At 74.5% G+C, this 14715-nt stretch carries 18 protein-coding genes; 6 read left to right on the top strand and 12 right to left on the bottom strand.

What is annotated here, in order from left to right:
* Positions 1-45 precede the first annotated feature (45 nt).
* Positions 46-1671 carry a chaperonin GroEL gene (gene groL, locus ACFRQN_RS09405; protein ID WP_049654364.1) on the bottom strand — a complete coding sequence of 542 codons (1626 nt, stop codon included), beginning with the start codon at positions 1669-1671 and terminating at the stop codon, positions 46-48.
* A gap of 115 nt (positions 1672-1786) precedes the next feature.
* A complete protein-coding gene (gene groES, locus ACFRQN_RS09400) occupies positions 1787-2092 on the bottom strand; it encodes a co-chaperone GroES (RefSeq protein ID WP_049654366.1) in 306 nt (101 codons plus the stop codon).
* Positions 2093-2342: 250 nt separating this feature from the next.
* On the opposite strand from groES, the gene ACFRQN_RS09395 reads away from it, so the two are divergent.
* Genes ACFRQN_RS09395 through ACFRQN_RS09380 form a run of 4 tightly spaced genes read left to right on the top strand, consistent with a single transcriptional unit; the run spans position 2343 to position 4545 of the window.
* Positions 2343-2678 (top strand): hypothetical protein, encoded by a 336-nt coding sequence (locus ACFRQN_RS09395; protein ID WP_143204610.1) that lies wholly within the window; start codon positions 2343-2345, stop codon positions 2676-2678.
* Positions 2675-2995, top strand: a complete 321-nt coding sequence (locus ACFRQN_RS09390) for a hypothetical protein (RefSeq protein ID WP_375876165.1) — start codon at positions 2675-2677, stop codon at positions 2993-2995. The genes ACFRQN_RS09395 and ACFRQN_RS09390 overlap by 4 nt, the downstream gene beginning before the upstream one ends.
* Positions 2992-3321: a hypothetical protein gene (locus ACFRQN_RS09385; RefSeq protein ID WP_049655944.1), complete on the top strand. Its 330-nt coding sequence runs from the start codon at positions 2992-2994 to the stop codon at positions 3319-3321. The genes ACFRQN_RS09390 and ACFRQN_RS09385 overlap by 4 nt, the downstream gene beginning before the upstream one ends.
* A 57-nt stretch (positions 3322-3378) precedes the next feature.
* Positions 3379-4545 (top strand): methyltransferase domain-containing protein, encoded by a 1167-nt coding sequence (locus tag ACFRQN_RS09380; protein WP_375876163.1) that lies wholly within the window; start codon positions 3379-3381, stop codon positions 4543-4545.
* A gap of 39 nt (positions 4546-4584) precedes the next feature.
* Here the strand turns inward: ACFRQN_RS09380 and ACFRQN_RS09375 are convergent, their stop codons facing one another.
* From ACFRQN_RS09375 to tsaB, 5 genes are all read right to left on the bottom strand, one after another.
* Positions 4585-5487 (bottom strand): polysaccharide deacetylase family protein, encoded by a 903-nt coding sequence (locus ACFRQN_RS09375; protein ID WP_107418825.1) that lies wholly within the window; start codon positions 5485-5487, stop codon positions 4585-4587.
* 80 nt (positions 5488-5567) lie between these two features.
* Positions 5568-5828, bottom strand: coding sequence for a hypothetical protein (locus ACFRQN_RS09370; protein WP_380739409.1), 261 nt, complete (start codon positions 5826-5828; stop codon positions 5568-5570).
* The gene (tsaD, locus tag ACFRQN_RS09365; RefSeq protein ID WP_049655951.1) at positions 5825-6916 is read right to left on the bottom strand and encodes a tRNA (adenosine(37)-N6)-threonylcarbamoyltransferase complex transferase subunit TsaD; all 1092 of its coding nucleotides are present in this window, start codon (positions 6914-6916) and stop codon (positions 5825-5827) included. The genes ACFRQN_RS09370 and tsaD overlap by 4 nt, the downstream gene beginning before the upstream one ends.
* Entirely contained in the window at positions 6909-7397 is a 489-nt protein-coding gene (gene rimI / locus ACFRQN_RS09360; RefSeq protein WP_049655961.1) for a ribosomal protein S18-alanine N-acetyltransferase, read from the bottom strand. Before rimI ends, tsaD begins: the two co-directional genes overlap by 8 nt.
* 23 nt (positions 7398-7420) lie before the next feature.
* Entirely contained in the window at positions 7421-8095 is a 675-nt protein-coding gene (tsaB, locus tag ACFRQN_RS09355) for a tRNA (adenosine(37)-N6)-threonylcarbamoyltransferase complex dimerization subunit type 1 TsaB (protein ID WP_380739407.1), read from the bottom strand.
* A gap of 154 nt (positions 8096-8249) precedes the next feature.
* On the opposite strand from tsaB, the gene ACFRQN_RS09350 reads away from it, so the two are divergent.
* Entirely contained in the window at positions 8250-8816 is a 567-nt protein-coding gene (locus ACFRQN_RS09350; RefSeq protein ID WP_049655963.1) for a hypothetical protein, read from the top strand.
* 78 nt (positions 8817-8894) lie between these two features.
* Here the strand turns inward: ACFRQN_RS09350 and ACFRQN_RS09345 are convergent, their stop codons facing one another.
* From ACFRQN_RS09345 to ACFRQN_RS09325, 5 genes are all read right to left on the bottom strand, one after another.
* Positions 8895-9110, bottom strand: coding sequence for a hypothetical protein (locus ACFRQN_RS09345; protein ID WP_049655953.1), 216 nt, complete (start codon positions 9108-9110; stop codon positions 8895-8897).
* A 145-nt stretch (positions 9111-9255) separates the two neighbouring features.
* Positions 9256-9753, bottom strand: a complete 498-nt coding sequence (tsaE, locus tag ACFRQN_RS09340; protein WP_049655956.1) for a tRNA (adenosine(37)-N6)-threonylcarbamoyltransferase complex ATPase subunit type 1 TsaE — start codon at positions 9751-9753, stop codon at positions 9256-9258.
* A gap of 116 nt (positions 9754-9869) precedes the next feature.
* Positions 9870-11102, bottom strand: coding sequence for an alpha/beta fold hydrolase (locus ACFRQN_RS09335; RefSeq protein ID WP_380739404.1), 1233 nt, complete (start codon positions 11100-11102; stop codon positions 9870-9872).
* Positions 11099-12298, bottom strand: coding sequence for an alanine racemase (gene alr, locus ACFRQN_RS09330; protein WP_380739402.1), 1200 nt, complete (start codon positions 12296-12298; stop codon positions 11099-11101). The genes ACFRQN_RS09335 and alr overlap by 4 nt, the downstream gene beginning before the upstream one ends.
* Before the next feature lie 186 nt (positions 12299-12484).
* A complete protein-coding gene (locus ACFRQN_RS09325) occupies positions 12485-13960 on the bottom strand; it encodes an NAD(P)H-hydrate dehydratase (RefSeq protein ID WP_380739400.1) in 1476 nt (491 codons plus the stop codon).
* Between the two features lie 180 nt (positions 13961-14140).
* On the opposite strand from ACFRQN_RS09325, the gene ACFRQN_RS09320 reads away from it, so the two are divergent.
* Positions 14141-14689, top strand: coding sequence for a Uma2 family endonuclease (locus tag ACFRQN_RS09320; RefSeq protein ID WP_049649063.1), 549 nt, complete (start codon positions 14141-14143; stop codon positions 14687-14689).
* Positions 14690-14715 lie beyond the last annotated feature (26 nt).

The following is a 14715-nucleotide window of genomic DNA, read 5'->3' as shown; positions in this document are numbered from 1 at the left end:
CCCCCCGGGGGGAGCGGACCGGGCCTCCGGTCAGGCGTCGGAGCCTCAGTGCGAGTGGCCGTGGCCGTGGCCGTGACCGTTGTCGGCCTCCTCCTCCTTCTTCTCCACCACGAGGGTCTCGGTGGTGAGAAGCAGGGAGGCGATCGAGGCGGCGTTCTCCAGGGCGGAGCGGGTGACCTTGACCGGGTCGATGACGCCGGCCTTCACCAGGTCGCCGTACTCGCCGGTGGCGGCGTTGTAGCCCTGGCCGATCTCCAGCTCGGCGACCTTGGAGGTGATGACGTAGCCCTCCAGGCCGGCGTTCTGGGCGATCCAGCGCAGCGGCTCGTGCAGCGCCTTGCGGACCACGGCGACACCGGTGGCCTCGTCACCCGACAGGCCCAGGCCCTCGTCCAGCACCTTGGCGGCGTGGACCAGGGAGGCGCCACCGCCGGCGACGATGCCCTCCTCGACCGCGGCGCGGGTCGCCGAGATGGCGTCCTCCAGGCGGTGCTTGCGCTCCTTCAGCTCCACCTCGGTGGCGGCGCCGACCTTGATGACGCAGACGCCGCCGGCCAGCTTGGCCAGGCGCTCCTGCAGCTTCTCGCGGTCCCAGTCGGAGTCGGTCGCGGCGATCTCGCCCTTGATCTGGGCGACGCGGCCGGCGACGGCCTCGGAGTCACCGGCACCGTCGACGACCGTGGTCTCGTCCTTGGTGATGGTCACGCGGCGGGCGGTGCCCAGCACGTCCAGGCCGACCTGGTCGAGCTTGAGGCCGACCTCCTCGGAGATGACCTGGCCACCGGTCAGGACGGCCAGGTCGCCGAGGATCGCCTTGCGGCGGTCGCCGAAGCCCGGGGCCTTGACGGCGACGGCGTTGAAGGTGCCACGGATCTTGTTCACGACCAGGGTCGACAGCGCCTCGCCGTCGACGTCCTCGGCGATGATCAGCAGCGGCTTGGAGGCACCGCCCTGGAGGATCTTCTCCAGCAGCGGCAGCAGCTCCTGGATCGAGGAGATCTTGCCCTGGTTGATCAGGATGTACGGGTCCTCGAGGACCGCTTCCTGGCGCTCGGCGTCGGTGACGAAGTACGGCGACAGGTAGCCCTTGTCGAACTGCATGCCCTCGGTGAAGTCCAGCTCCACGCCGAAGGTGTTCGACTCCTCGACGGTGATGACACCGTCCTTGCCGACCTTGTCGATCGCCTCGGCGATCAGCTCGCCGACCTGGGTGTCCTGCGCGGAGAGGGAGGCGACGGCGGCGACGTCGTCCTTGCCCTCGATCTCGCGGGCGACGGACAGCAGGTGCTCGGAGACCGCGGCGACGGCCTTGTCGATGCCCTTCTTCAGGGCGGCCGGGCCGGCACCGGCGGCGACGTTGCGCAGACCCTCGTTGACCAGGGCCTGGGCCAGCACGGTGGCGGTCGTGGTGCCGTCACCCGCGACGTCGTTGGTCTTGGTGGCGACCTCCTTGACGAGCTGCGCGCCAAGGTTCTCGTACGGGTCGTCCAGCTCGACCTCGCGGGCGATGGTGACACCGTCGTTGGTGATGGTCGGGGCGCCGAACTTCTTGTCGATGACGACGTTGCGGCCCTTGGGGCCGATGGTCACCTTGACGGTGTCGGCCAGCTTGTTGACACCGCGCTCCAGCGAGCGGCGGGCGTCCTCGTCGAACTGCAGGATCTTCGCCATGTTCCCTATTCCCTCGGGGCTGCGGCCGGCCCACCGGCCGCCGAACTACGTGAACCAACAACCACGCCCCGGGCCCCTGTCACTGGGACACGGATCCGGGGCGGGTCGGTACGTCTTACTTCTCGATGACCGCGAGAACGTCGCGGGCCGAGAGGACGAGGTACTCCTCGCCCTTGTACTTCACCTCGGTGCCGCCGTACTTCGAGTACAGGACGATGTCGCCGACGGCGAGGTCGAGCGGCAGACGCTGACCGTCCTCGAAGCGGCCCGGGCCGACGGCCAGGACGACGCCCTCCTGGGGCTTCTCCTTGGCGGTGTCCGGGATAACCAGGCCGGAGGCCGTGGTGGTCTCGGCGTCGAGCGGCTGGACCACGATGCGGTCCTCGAGCGGCTTGATGGCAACCTTGCTGCTGGTGGTCACGTCCGAGCTCCCCTTCGGAGATTACGGGGTTTTCTAACGGGTAGGGGCGATCCTGCGGGCCTGCCGTCGCGGGGGTCAGACACACGTCGTCGCGTTAGCACTCCCCTAGTGGTGAGTGCCAAGGATGACCATAGGGCCGTGTTAGCACTCAGTCAACCAGAGTGCCAACGGCGAGTCCCGGAAGTCCCCGGTTCGCGAATGAGTAGCCGTACTCATGTACGACCGGGCCCGGCCCCACCAGACTCCTGCCATGACCTCGATCCCGGTGCGCATCGGCCCGTCCCGGCCCAAGGACGCCGCCCTCGCCCTGCTGTCGCTGCCCCTGCTGGGGGGCGTGCTGCCGTTCGTCGCCTTCCTCCTCGTCGCCTGCCTCGGCACCATCCCCGGCTACGGGGACGACGGGGACGGGCGCGGGTGGGCCTTCCTGGGCATCGGGATGCTGGCCGCCCCGGTGGTCGCCCTGGCGGCGGGCCTCGTGGTGGCCTTCCGCAGCCGGCGGTCCGGCTACCGGCTCCTCCCGGTCGCCGCCGGGCTCGCCCCGTTCGCGCTGCCGGCGGTCCTCTCCTCGGGCGTGCTGTGGCGGTGAACCGGCTGCCGCCCGCCGACCCGCTGCGCCCGGTCGGCCGTCCGACGGACCTGCTGCTCGCGCTGCTGACGGTCCTGGGGGCCGCCTCGCTGCTGGGGTTCGGCTGGATCGCGGCCTTCCTGGCCGCGCTCGCGCTGGAGGCCCACCCCGCGATCGGCGGCTGGGCGGCCCGGGGCGCCGCGACCGCGCTGCTGCTCGTCCCGGTCGTGGCGGTGGCCCGGTACACCCACCGGCGGGGCTACCGGATCACCCCGGTCGCCGCCGCGGTCAGCCCCGCCCTGCTGACCGCCCTCGCCGGCGCGGGGTGGCTCCGGTGAGCCGGCCCCACGGCGCGCCCGGGCGGCCGCCGGTCCACTGGGCGCCGGACCTGGTGCTCGCCGCGGTGGTGGTCGCCGGGGCCGTCGCGGCGGCGTCCGTCGGGTCGTTCGTGCTCAACTGGCTGAAGCTGCTCGCCCTGTACGGCCCCGGGGTGGAGGCCCTGGACGTCTTCGGCGTCGTGGTGATGCTCGTCCTGCTGGCACTGACCGGCCTCGGCACCCGGCGGCTCGGGTACCGGATCACGCCGTACGCCGCGCTGGCGGCCGCGCCGCTGATGCCGCTGGTGTTCTGGCTGACCTCCGACGTCCCCGTCATCGGCCGGTGAACGCCGCGCGGCCGCTCCGGCCGACCGGCCACCCGGCCGACCCGCGAGAATGGCCCCGTGGACACCGAGAACCTCCAGCCGCTGCTGACCCCCGAGGGCCAGGCCCTGCTCGCCGAGCTGCGCGAGTTCACCCCCGAGGAGGAGCTCGCGCTGGCGACCCGCCTGCGGCGGGAGCACCCGGCGGAGCTGGTGTCGGCCGCGTTCGGGCAGGCGCGGCTGCGGCAGCGGGCGCGGGCGAAGTTCGGGGCGGACGCCGACCTGATGTACTTCACGCCCAACGGGGTCGAGCAGTCCACCCGGCGCAGCGTGGCCGAGTGGCGGGCCCGGCGGTTCGCCGACCTGGGCGTACGGCGGCTGGCGGACCTGTGCTGCGGCATCGGCGGGGACGTGCTGGCGCTGGCCCGGGCCGGCATCGAGGTGCTGGCCGTCGACAGGGACCCGGCGGCCTGCGCCGCCACCGCGGCCAACGCGGCCGCGCTGGGCCTGGCCGACCTGGTCGAGGTGCGCTGCGCGGACGTCGCCGAGGTGGACGTCACCGGCTACGACGCGGTGTTCACCGACCCGGCCCGGCGCACCGCGCGCGGCCGGGTGTTCGACCCGGAGGCGTACGCCCCGCCGCTCTCCTGGGCGATCGAGGCCGGCCGGCGGACCCCGATCGGCGCGCTGAAGGTCGCGCCGGGCATCCCGCACGAGGCCGTGCCGGAGGACGCCGAGGCCGAGTGGGTCTCGGACCACGGCGACGTCAAGGAGGCGGTGCTCTGGTTCGGCACCAGGGCCACCAGCCCGCACCGCGCCACCCTGCTGCCGCACGGCGCCAGCCTGACCGGCGGCGACCTGCCCGACCCGCCGGCCGGCCCGGTCGGGCGCTACCTGTACGAGCCGGACGGCGCGGTGATCCGGGCCCACCTGGTGGCCGAGGTGGCCGGGCAGGTGGGCGGCCGGCTGATCGACCCGAAGATCGCCTACCTGACCTCGGACGAGCTGGTCGCGACGCCGTACGCGCACGCCTTCGAGCTCACCGACGTGCTCCCGTTCAACATCAAGAAGCTGAAGGCGCTGCTGCGCGAGCGGGCGGTCGGCACGGTGGTGATCAAGAAGCGCGGGATGGCGATCACCCCGGAGGAGCTGCGCCGCCAGCTCAAGCCATCCGGGCCGAACACCGTCACGGTGATCCTCAGCCGCACCGACAACGGGCCGCTGATGATGCTGGGGCAGCCGGTCTGACCCCCGGCGCGGCGGCCCGGTCTCGGCGCCGGGACCGGGCTACGAGGCGGGCGCCTGGATGTAGTCCTCCAGCCGGGCCACCGAGAAGCCCTGCTCCTGGATCCGGGCCAGCAGGTCGCCGAACATCTGGGTCATCGTGGCGCCCTTGAGCTCCTTGGGGCCGCGGAAGTGCGCCAGGACGATGTCGCCGGGCTTCAGCTTCTTGTCCGCGGCCTGGTACTGCATGTCGTGGATCTGCATCGACTCGCGCCAGAGCACGATCGCGCGCGGGCCGCACTGCTGCACCGAGGTGTTGAGCATCGGGGTGTTGGCGCCGTCGCCGAACGGCGGGCGGAACAGCAACGGGGCGGTGCCGTACTGCTGGGTGAGCGCGGCCTGGTCGTCGCAGATCTCGGCCTTCTGCTTGTCGGCCGACAGCTTGCTCATCACCGGGTGGTCCACGGTGTGGTTCTGGATGTGGTTGCCCAGCGCCTGGAGCGGCTTGAAGTAGCCGTAGTCGTTCTTGACGATGTCCTTCGTCAGGAACATCGAGATCGGCACCTTGAGGTCGGTGAGCATCTCGACGAACTTCGGGTCCTTCTCGGCGCCGTCGTCGATGGTGATGAAGACGACCTTGTCGCTGGTCTTCACATCGCTGAACACCGGTACGGGGCCGGTCCGTTCGAGCTTGATCGGCTTGTCGGCGGGCGGCGCCGGGGCGGGGGCGAGCGGGGTGAGGTTCCACTTGGCCCAGGCCGCCGCGTCCGCGCCCGCCGGGGCGCCCGCCGAAGGGGGCGCGGACGCGCTGGTCGGCGCGGCGCCGGTGGGCCGGGGCGTGGCCGCCGCCGTCGTGGCGGCGGGGGCGGCACCGCCACCGCCCCCGTTGTCCCCGCACGCGGTGGCGAAGGCCAGCAGGGCCAGCGCCCCCACCCCGTACGTCCTGGTCCTGCTCCGCCTGATCACCGCTGCGCGCTCCCGGTTCCCGTCCAGCCTTCTCTCAGCTATGCACGGTACCGACCGCCGCGGCGGTTCCCGGCCAGGGGCTACTCGACGTGCTCGCTGGTGAAGGACCAGCGGTGCACCGGACGGCCGAGCAGCCCGGCCGGCGGGTCGGCGACGGGCACCGGCTCGCCGTTCCACCAGGTGATCAGCAGCACCCGCTCGCCCGGGGCGGAGAGCAGTTCGAGGCGCTCCAGACCGGCCGAGCCGCGGACCGCGGGCAGCACCGACTCCCGTACCCAGGCGGCGAGTTCGTCGCCCCGGCCGGCCGCCGCCCGGGCCTCCCACATCGCGGCGACGGTCATGCCGCGCCGCCGCCGAGGGCGTCGTAGGCCTGGCCGTGGAAGTCCGTGTGGGGCACGTGGGTCTCGGTCACCGGCAGCGAGGAGTCCGCCGACAGGTCGAGGGCGGACGGCGTGCGGTCGCGCCACACCATCTCGGCGCCCAGCGCGGCGACCATCGCGCCGTTGTCGGTGCACAGGCCCGGCCGGGGCACCCGCAGCCGGATGCCGGCCCGGTCGCAGCGCTGCTGGGCCATCTCGCGCAGCCGCGAGTTGGCCGCCACGCCGCCGCCGATCATCAGGTGGTCGACGCCGTTGTCCTTGCACGCCTTGACGGCCTTGCGGGTGAGCACGTCGGTGACCGCCTCCTGGAAGGACGCCGCCACGTCGGCGACCGGCACCTCCTCGCCGGCCCGGCGCTTGGCCTCCACCCAGCGGGCGACGGCGGTCTTCAGGCCGGAGAAGGAGAAGTCGTACGCCGGGTCGTTGCGGCCGCTCAGCCCGCGCGGGAAGGCGATCGCCTTCGGGTCGCCCTCGCGGGCCGTGCGGTCGACGATCGGGCCGCCGGGGAAGCCGAGGCCGAGCACCCGGGCGACCTTGTCGAAGGCCTCGCCGGCCGCGTCGTCGATGGTCGCGCCGAGCGGGCGGACGTCGCTGGTGATGTCCTCGCTGAGCAGCAGCGAGGAGTGCCCGCCGGAGACCAGCAGGGCCATCGTCGGCGAGGGCAGCCGGCCGTGCTCCAGCTGGTCGACGCAGATGTGCGAGGCGAGGTGGTTGACCCCGTACAGCGGCTTGTCCAGCGCCCAGGCGTACGCCTTCGCGGCGCTGACGCCGACCAGCAGCGCGCCGGCCAGGCCGGGGCCGGCGGTGACGGCGATGCCGTCCAGGTCGCTCGCCTTGATCCCGGCGGTGTCCAGGGCGCGCTGGATGGTCGGGACCATCGCCTCCAGGTGCGCGCGGCTGGCGATCTCCGGGACGACGCCGCCGAAGCGGGCGTGGTCGTTGACGCTGGAGGCGACCGCGTCGGCCAGCAGCGTGGTGCCGCGCACGATGCCGACGCCGGTCTCGTCGCAGGAGGTCTCGATACCGAGGACGAGCGGTTCGTCAGCCATGGCGGGTGTCCTCAATGTCCTTCGGGTCAGTGCTGTCAGTGCTCGGGTGGTCGAGGCGCATCACCAGCGCGTCGACGTTGGCGGGCTGGTAGTAGCCGCGCCGGATGCCCACCGGTTCGAAGCCGTGGCGCTCGTACAGCCGCTGGGCGCGCGGGTTGTCCACCCGCACCTCCAGCAGCAGCTCGGCGCACTCGCGCCGGGCGGCCTCCCGGATCAGGTCGGTGAGCAGCGCCGTGCCGAGGCCGGCGCCCTGGTGGCGCTCGTCGACGGCGATGGTCTGGACGTCGCCCTCGCCGGCGATCGCCATCAGTCCGGCGTAGCCGACGATCCTGCCGTCCGGGGCGGCCGCGACGGTGTAGTGGCGGGTGCCGCCGGGGTGGGACTCGGCCAGTTCGGACCAGAACATCCCGGCGGACCAGGCGTCCTCGGGGAAGAGCCGCAGCTCCAGCTCCAGCACCGGCGCGATGTCCCACCAGCGCATCGGGCGCAGGGTGGTGCCGTGGTTCACGCCGGGAGCACCGCCTTGCCTCCCAGAACGTTCTTGTAGCCCGCGGGGACCTGGGCGTCCGGGCGGCGCAGGTACAGCGGGTGGTTGGGCAGCAGCTCGCGCCCGGCGGCCAGCTCGGCGGCGGCGAAGCCGGCCAGGGCGCCGGCCGAGACGTGCTCGGGGCCGTGCCCGCCCGGGAAGGCGTCGGGGTAGAGCAGCGCGCCGGCGCCGACGGAGCGCGGCTGCGGGGTCAGCTCGGCCGGGCGGTCCACGGCGGGGCCCTCGGTGCGGCGGCCCTCGGCGTCGTACGAGGCCCAGTAGACCTCCTTGCGGCGCGCGTCGGTGGCGGCCGTGAACGGCTGCCCGGCCAGGCCCTCGGCGCGGGCCTGGAAGGCGATCGCGTCCAGCGTGCAGACGCCGTGCACCGGCAGCCCGAGGGCGTGGCCGAGCGCGGCGGCGGTCACCAGGCCGACCCGCAGGCCGGTGTACGGGCCGGGGCCGACGCCGACCGCGATGCCGGTCAGCCGGTGCTTGTCCACCCCGGCGGCCCGCAGCACCTGGTCGATCGCGGGCAGCAGCAGTTCACCGTGGCGCCTGGCGTCGACCTGGTGGGTCTCGGCGAGGACGGCCGTGCCGTCGTGGACGGCGGCGGTGACGGCGGGGGTAGCGGTGTCGAACGCGAGCAGCAGCACGGGTCAAGGTTAGACCGACGTTGGGCCGACCGGCCGATCGGCAGGGTGTACCAGGCGGGAACACAGATCCGAGGCACTGCGACCCGCGCGGATGAACCTGGCACGATGGGGCCGTACGTAAAGGGACGGCGGCGGGAGCGGCAACGTGGCGAAGATGGGTCCTGGAGTGGTGGTCACGGGGTTGACCCTGGGGGCCCTGGCGGTGGTGAGCCTGCTGGCCTTCCAGGCCAACGGCGCCCAGGACCGGGCCGGCGGCCCCAAGCCCACCGCCACCACCACGGCGACCGGCACGGCCACCGCCGCGGCGCCCACCGCCGCGGCCACCCCGACCGTCCCCCCGCTGCCGGCCACCTCGGGCACCGGCACCCGGGTGGTGTACTCGGTCGGCAGCCACTACGTCTGGCTGGTCGACCCGAAGAAGAGCCCGCAGGTCGCGGCCGCCTTCCCGGTCACCCCGGGCTCGGTCGAGCCCGCCCCGGGCAGCTACGCGGTGTACAGCCGCACCCCGACCACCACCGGGACGGACGGCAAGCAGATCGAGCACGTGGTGCGCTTCGCGCAGCAGAACGGCGTGGTGTTCGGCTTCAGCGCGGCGGTGGACGGCGCGACGCCGACCACCGACCCGAGCGCCAAGACCGGCGGCATCCGCAGCGGCCGCGCCGAGGGGCAGCTGCTCTGGGACTTCGCGCCGAAGGACACCAAGGTGGTCGTGATCGCCTGAGCCCGGACGGGACCGGGCGGCCCGGATTCGGGTTCGAATTCGGGTTCGGCTTCGGCTTCGGTTTCGGGAGGAGCGGCCTCAGGCGGCCCGGGGCGTCCGCGCCTCGGGCCGTTCGTCGTGTCCGGGCCGCGGTCCGTCCTGCCGGGGGCGCGGTCCGGGCGGTGTGGACACCGCCTCGGCGGCCGCGCAGGCGGCCAGCAGCGCCCGCATCGGCTCTCCCGGAACGCGACGGGCGGACTCTCCGGCCCCGGCGGCGGTGACCGCGCGCTGCGGGGCGGGGGTGGTGCTCGACATGGCGCCTCCCTAGTTAGGCAGACCTAACCGCAGCACCCATCCCACCACGCCCGGCACCCCGGCCGCAACATCTTGCCGACAGTCTGTCGGCAAGATGTCGGCGAGTCGTCGGAGCCCCGTCGGCGGGTCGTCGCCGCCCTCCCGGCTATCCGAGTTCCGCCAGCGCCGCGTCCGCCCAGCGCGGGCCGATGCCGGTCAGCACCACCCGGCGCGGGTCCTGGTCGTCCCCGCCCTCGGTGCCGCCGATGGCGCGCTCGATCCGGACCTCCAGCCGGTCCTCGGACAGCCGCTCGACCTTGCCCTCGCCCCACTCGACCACGACCACCGACTCGGGCAGCGAGACGTCCAGGTCGAGGTCCTCCATCTCGTCCAGGTCCCCGCCCAGCCGGTACGCGTCCACGTGCACCAGCGCCGGGCCGCCGACCAGCGAGGGGTGCACCCGGGCGATCACGAAGGTCGGCGAGGTCACCGCCCCGCGGACCTGCAGCCCCTCCCCCAGGCCCCGGGTCAGCGTGGTCTTCCCCGCCCCCAGCTCGCCGGAGAGCAGCACCAGGTCACCCGGCCGCAGCAGCGCGGCCAGCTCCCGGCCGAGCCGGCCCATCCGCTCCGGGGTGGGGACGGTGAGAGTGGCGTGCGAGCCCATGCGCGTGTCTTGCCCTTCGGTCCGTACGGCGCGCCGACCACCGGCCGCCACCGCTACCGTGCCACATCGGCGGGCACCCGCGCGGCGGGTGGGCCCTCCGGGCGGGCACCCGGGCCTCAGGCGGGGTCGACGACAGTTTGCGCGGCCCGCTCCCCGGCCAGGTCGAGGACGGCCGCGGGCAGCGGCGCGGCCCCGGCGAAACTGACGGCCCGGCGCAGCAGCCGGGCCAGCTCGTGGTCGACCAGCTCCGGGCACTCCAGCATCACCAGGTGCCCGGCGCCCTCGGCCAGCACCAGCTCCGCGCCGGGCAGCCGCTCGGCCATCGCCTCGCTGTGCGTCGAGGGCGTCAGCAGGTCCTTCGTCCCGGCCAGCACCAGCGCGGGCAGGCCGCGCAGGGCGTCCAGCGCCCCGTACTTCTCGTGCGCGCCGAACACCGGGTAGAACTCGGCGACCACGTCGATCGGGGTGGCGTCCAGCAGCTGCTCGGCGAAGCGCACCACACCGGGGTCGACGTCCCGGCCGCCGAAGGAGAACCTCCGGTAGAACACGGCGGCCACGTCCGAGCCCAGCCGCCTGGTCGCCTCGACCAGGTCGACCTGGCGGCCCAGCAGCTTCACCACCCCGGGCGCGACCTTCTTGAACAGCTTCGCGCCGGCCTTCGGCAGGCCGAGGCTGACCTCGTTCCAGTCCCCGGCGAGGGTGCCGATCAGCGCCACCCCGGCGACGCGCTCGCGGAACAGCTCCGGGTGCTGGTCGGCCAGCGCCATCACCGTCATGCCGCCCATCGAGTGGCCCACCAGCACCAGCGGCCCGGTCGGCGCGACGGCGTCGACCACCGCCTTGAGGTCGCCGCCCAGCTGGTCGATGCCGGCCGGCTCGCCCGCCAGGTACGAGCGGGAGCGCTCGGAGCGGCCGTGGCTGCGCTGGTCCCAGAAGACCAGCCGCAGGCCCTCGCGCAGCGCGGCCCGCTGGAAGTGCCAGCTGTCCTGGTTGAGGCAGTAGCCGTGGCAGAACACCACGGTCAGCGGCTCGGCACCGGTCCCGCCGTCCGGCCCGCTCCAGCCGGTGCCGTCCAGCTCGACGTACAGCTCGGTGCCGTCCGGCGCGGCCACCGTCCTCGGGCGCCCGCGCAGCGAGCCGTACGGGGCGTTCGCGTCCAGCTCGGCCCGGGCCCGGCGGCGCATCGCCCGGCCGACGGTCAGCCGCTCGATCGCGACGCCCGCGGCCGCCCCGGCCGCCAGCACGCCGACCGAGATCCCGATCACACCGGCCCGGCTCACCCCGGAGGCGGCACCGGCCGCCCTGGCGACCGCCGCGACCGGACTGCCCTCGGCCGGCCCCCCGGTCATGCCGACCGGACCTCGGCGTGGCTGCCGCCCAGGTAGCGGCGGGGCACCCGGGCACCGATCCGGGTGATGATCTCGTACGAGACGGTGCCGCAGGCGCGGGCCCAGTCCTCGGCGGTGGGCTCGCCGCGCTCGCCGTTGCCGAACAGCAGCACCTCGTCGCCGATCGCCGGGGCGTCGCCGCCGAGGTCCACCACGAACTGGTCCATCGCGACCCGGCCGGCCACCGTGCGCCACTTGCCGTCGATCTGCACCGGGCCGGTGCCGCTGGCGTGCCGGGGGATGCCGTCGCCGTAGCCGACCGGGACCAGGCCCAGCGTCGTCTCGCCCAGCGTCGTGTAGTGGTGGCCGTAGCTGACCCCGTGCCCGCCGGGGACGTGCTTGACCAGCGCCAGCCGCGCGGTCAGCGCCATCACCGGGCGCAGCCCGAAGTCCGCCGGCGAGCCCACCTCGGGCACCGGCGACAGCCCGTACGCGGCCAGGCCGGTGCGGACCAGGTCGAAGTGCGACTCCGGCAGCAGCAGGGTGGCCGGGGAGTTCGCCAGGTGCCGGACCTCGGGGCGCAGCCCGGCGGCCTCGGCCGTGGCCAGCGCGACGCGGTAGGAGTCCAGCTGGGCCTGGATCGACGGGTGGCCGGGCTCGTCCGCCGCGGCGAAGTGCGACCAGACGCCGACGACCGTCAGCAGCCCCTCCGCCTCGGCCCGGCGGGCGGCCGCCACCAGCCGCGGCCAGTCATGCGGCTGGCAGCCGTTGCGGCCGAGGCCGGTGTCGGCCTTCAGGTGCACCCGGGCCGGGATGCCGGTCTCGCGCACGGCGGGCAGCAGCTCGTCCAGCGCCCACTGGCCGCTGACCGAGATGTCCAGGCCCGCGCGCAGCGCCTCGCACCACGGCCCGCCCGGCGTCCACAGCCAGCACAGGATGCGGGCCTGCTCGGGGCGGATGCCCGCGGCCCGCAGGGCCAGCGCCTCGTCCGGCGTCGCGCAGCCGAGCCAGCCGACCCCGTTCGCGACCGCCTCCCGGGCGCACTCGACCGCGCCGTGGCCGTAGGCGTTCGCCTTGACCGCGAGCATCACCGCCGTGCTGCCGACGCGCTCGCGCAACGCGGCGAGGTTGCCGCGCAGGGCGGCGAGATCGATGGTCGCCTCGGCCCGTACGCCGTCGGTGAGGGTGGCTGTGCCGATCGTGTTCGCAGTTGTCATCAGGGTCAGTCTCCCAGACGTCCCGGAGTCCTCGCCGAACGGCCCGTCGGCGCGGCGGCCGACGACCGGGCCGCGCGCACCGCGCCGACCTGCGGCGAACCGCTCGTCCGTCCCTTGCACGGACGCGTTCGACGGACCGTCCGGTTCCGGTTGCCGGCCCTCCGGGCGCCTTCCCGGCCTTCCCGGTCAGGGCGTCCGGACCGCCCGCCACACCGCCGGCAGCGCGCCGGCCACCGCGAGCGCCGTCGTCGGGGCGCCCGGCTCGCCCGCCGCCTCACGGCCGGCCAGGCCGTGCAGGTAGGCGGCCGCCGACGCGGCGTCCAGCGGCGCGAGGCCGGCCGCCAGCAGGGAGCCGGCCAGCCCGGCCAGCACGTCGCCGCTGCCGGCCGTGGCCAGCCAGGAGGTGCCGGTCGGGTTCACCCGGACGGCCCCGCCCGGGTCGGCGACCACCGTGGTGGAGCCCTTCAGCAGCACCGTCGCGCGGTAGGCGGCCGCCAGCCGGCGGGCGGTGGCCAGCCGGGCCGCGGCCAGGTCGTCGGCGGCCGGCGGCGTGCCGCCCCCGGCACCCGCGAGCAGCCGGGCGGCCTCGCCGGTGTGCGGGGTGAGCAGGGTGGGCGCGGTGCGGCCGGCCAGCGCGTCCGGGCCGAGCCGGCCCAGCTCGGTCAGCCCGTCCGCGTCCACCAGCACCGGGACGTCGCTCGCCAGCGCCTCGGCCAGCGCCTGCCGCGCCCCCTCGCCGCCGCCCGGCCCGACCACCCAGGCCTGCACCCGCCCGGCCCCGGCCGGACCGCCCTCGGTGACCAGCACCTCCGGGAAGCGCCGCACCACCTCCTCGGCCGCCGTGCCGACGTACCGGACGGCTCCCGCGCCCCCGTGCAGCGCCCCGGCCACCGCGAGCAGCGCCGCCCCCGGGTAGGTCGCCGAGCCGGCCGCCACCCCGACCACGCCGCGCCGGTACTTGTCGCTCTCCGCGCCCGGCACCGGCAGCAGCGCCGCCACGTCCGCGTGCTGGAGCGCCGTCACCTCCGCGGCGGGCGGCTCCAGCCCGATGCCGACCAGCTGCACGGCGCCCGCGTACGAGGCCCCCGGGTCGATCAGCAGACCGGGCTTGTACGTGCCGAAGCAGACCGTGACGTCCGCGCGCAGCGCCACGCCCGGCACCTCGCCGGTGTCGGCGTCCACCCCGCTCGGCAGGTCCACCGCGACCACCGCCCCGCGTCGCGCCGCCCGCGCGTACGGCTCCGCCGCGGGGCGCAGCCCGCCGCGGCCGCCGATGCCGACGATCCCGTCCAGCACCAGGTCCGCGCGCGAGAAGTCGGCCAGGCCGACTTCCTGCTCCACCGTCACCCGCCCACGGGCGGCCCGCAGCGCGGCCAGCCCGCCCGGGTGCGCCTTCTCCGGCACCAGCAGCACCGCCGTCACCCGCGCCCCGCGCCGGGCCAGCGCGGCCCCCGCGTACAGGGCGTCACCCCCGTTGTCCCCGCTGCCCGCGAGCACCGTCACCCGACTGCCGTACACCCGCCCCCGACGCCCGGTCAGCAGCCGCGCACAGGTCGCGGCCAGCCCCGCGGCCGCCCGCTGCATCAGCGTGCCCTCCGGCAGCCGCGCCATCAGCTCGGCCTCGGCGGCCCGGACGGTTTCCACAGGGTGTGCATGACGCATGGGGAGAACTCCTTCAGCGGTCGGCTACCGCCGACGCTAGCCCGCGTCACCGCCCCACGGGAGCCGGGCCTGCGGCACACTTTCGAGTGACACCCACTTCGATCCCCCACCGGCTCCGGTCCGTACGCCTACTTTGTCGCTCGGTACAGACCAGCAGGAGGGAGAAGGGCCATGGTCGCCATGCCGGCAGTCGAGCACCCGCTGGGCGAGGAGAGCCTCCTCCAGGCGTTTCTGGGGCTGGACACCCCGCTGGGAAGCAAGGCCGAGTTCATCGAAGGGGAGATCGTCGTGACACCACCGCCGGACGGCGAACACGAGACCGCGTTCTCCCTGCTGAACAGGCAGTTCATGCGCAAGGCCGAGGCCGAGTTCGACCTGTCCGGGAACAAGGGACTGATCACGCCCAAAGGACGGTTCATCCCCGACGGCACTCTGAGCCCGGTCGGCCATTTCGAGCACGCCGACTCGTGGGCTTCTGCAGAAGGGGTCTTGCTGGTCTTCGAGATCACGTCGATCAACCCGCACAAGGACCGCGAGCCCAAGCGCAGGGGCTACGCCGCTGCGGGGATCCCCTGCTACCTGCTGATCGACCGCGGCGAAGGCATGATCACCCTGTTCACTGAACCCGACGGCGAGGACTACATCACCCAGACCAAGGTCGAGTTCGGCAAGGCGATCGACCTGCCCGCCCCGTTCTCGTTCGCACTCGACACGGCGCCCCTGCGGTAGGACGCAGCCACCGCAGGGGCGCCGTA

Origin of the sequence: Kitasatospora sp. NPDC056800 (genome assembly GCF_042789775.1) — a bacterium.
GTDB lineage: Bacteria > Actinomycetota > Actinomycetes > Streptomycetales > Streptomycetaceae > Kitasatospora.
This window is presented reverse-complemented; position numbering and strand designations above follow the sequence as displayed.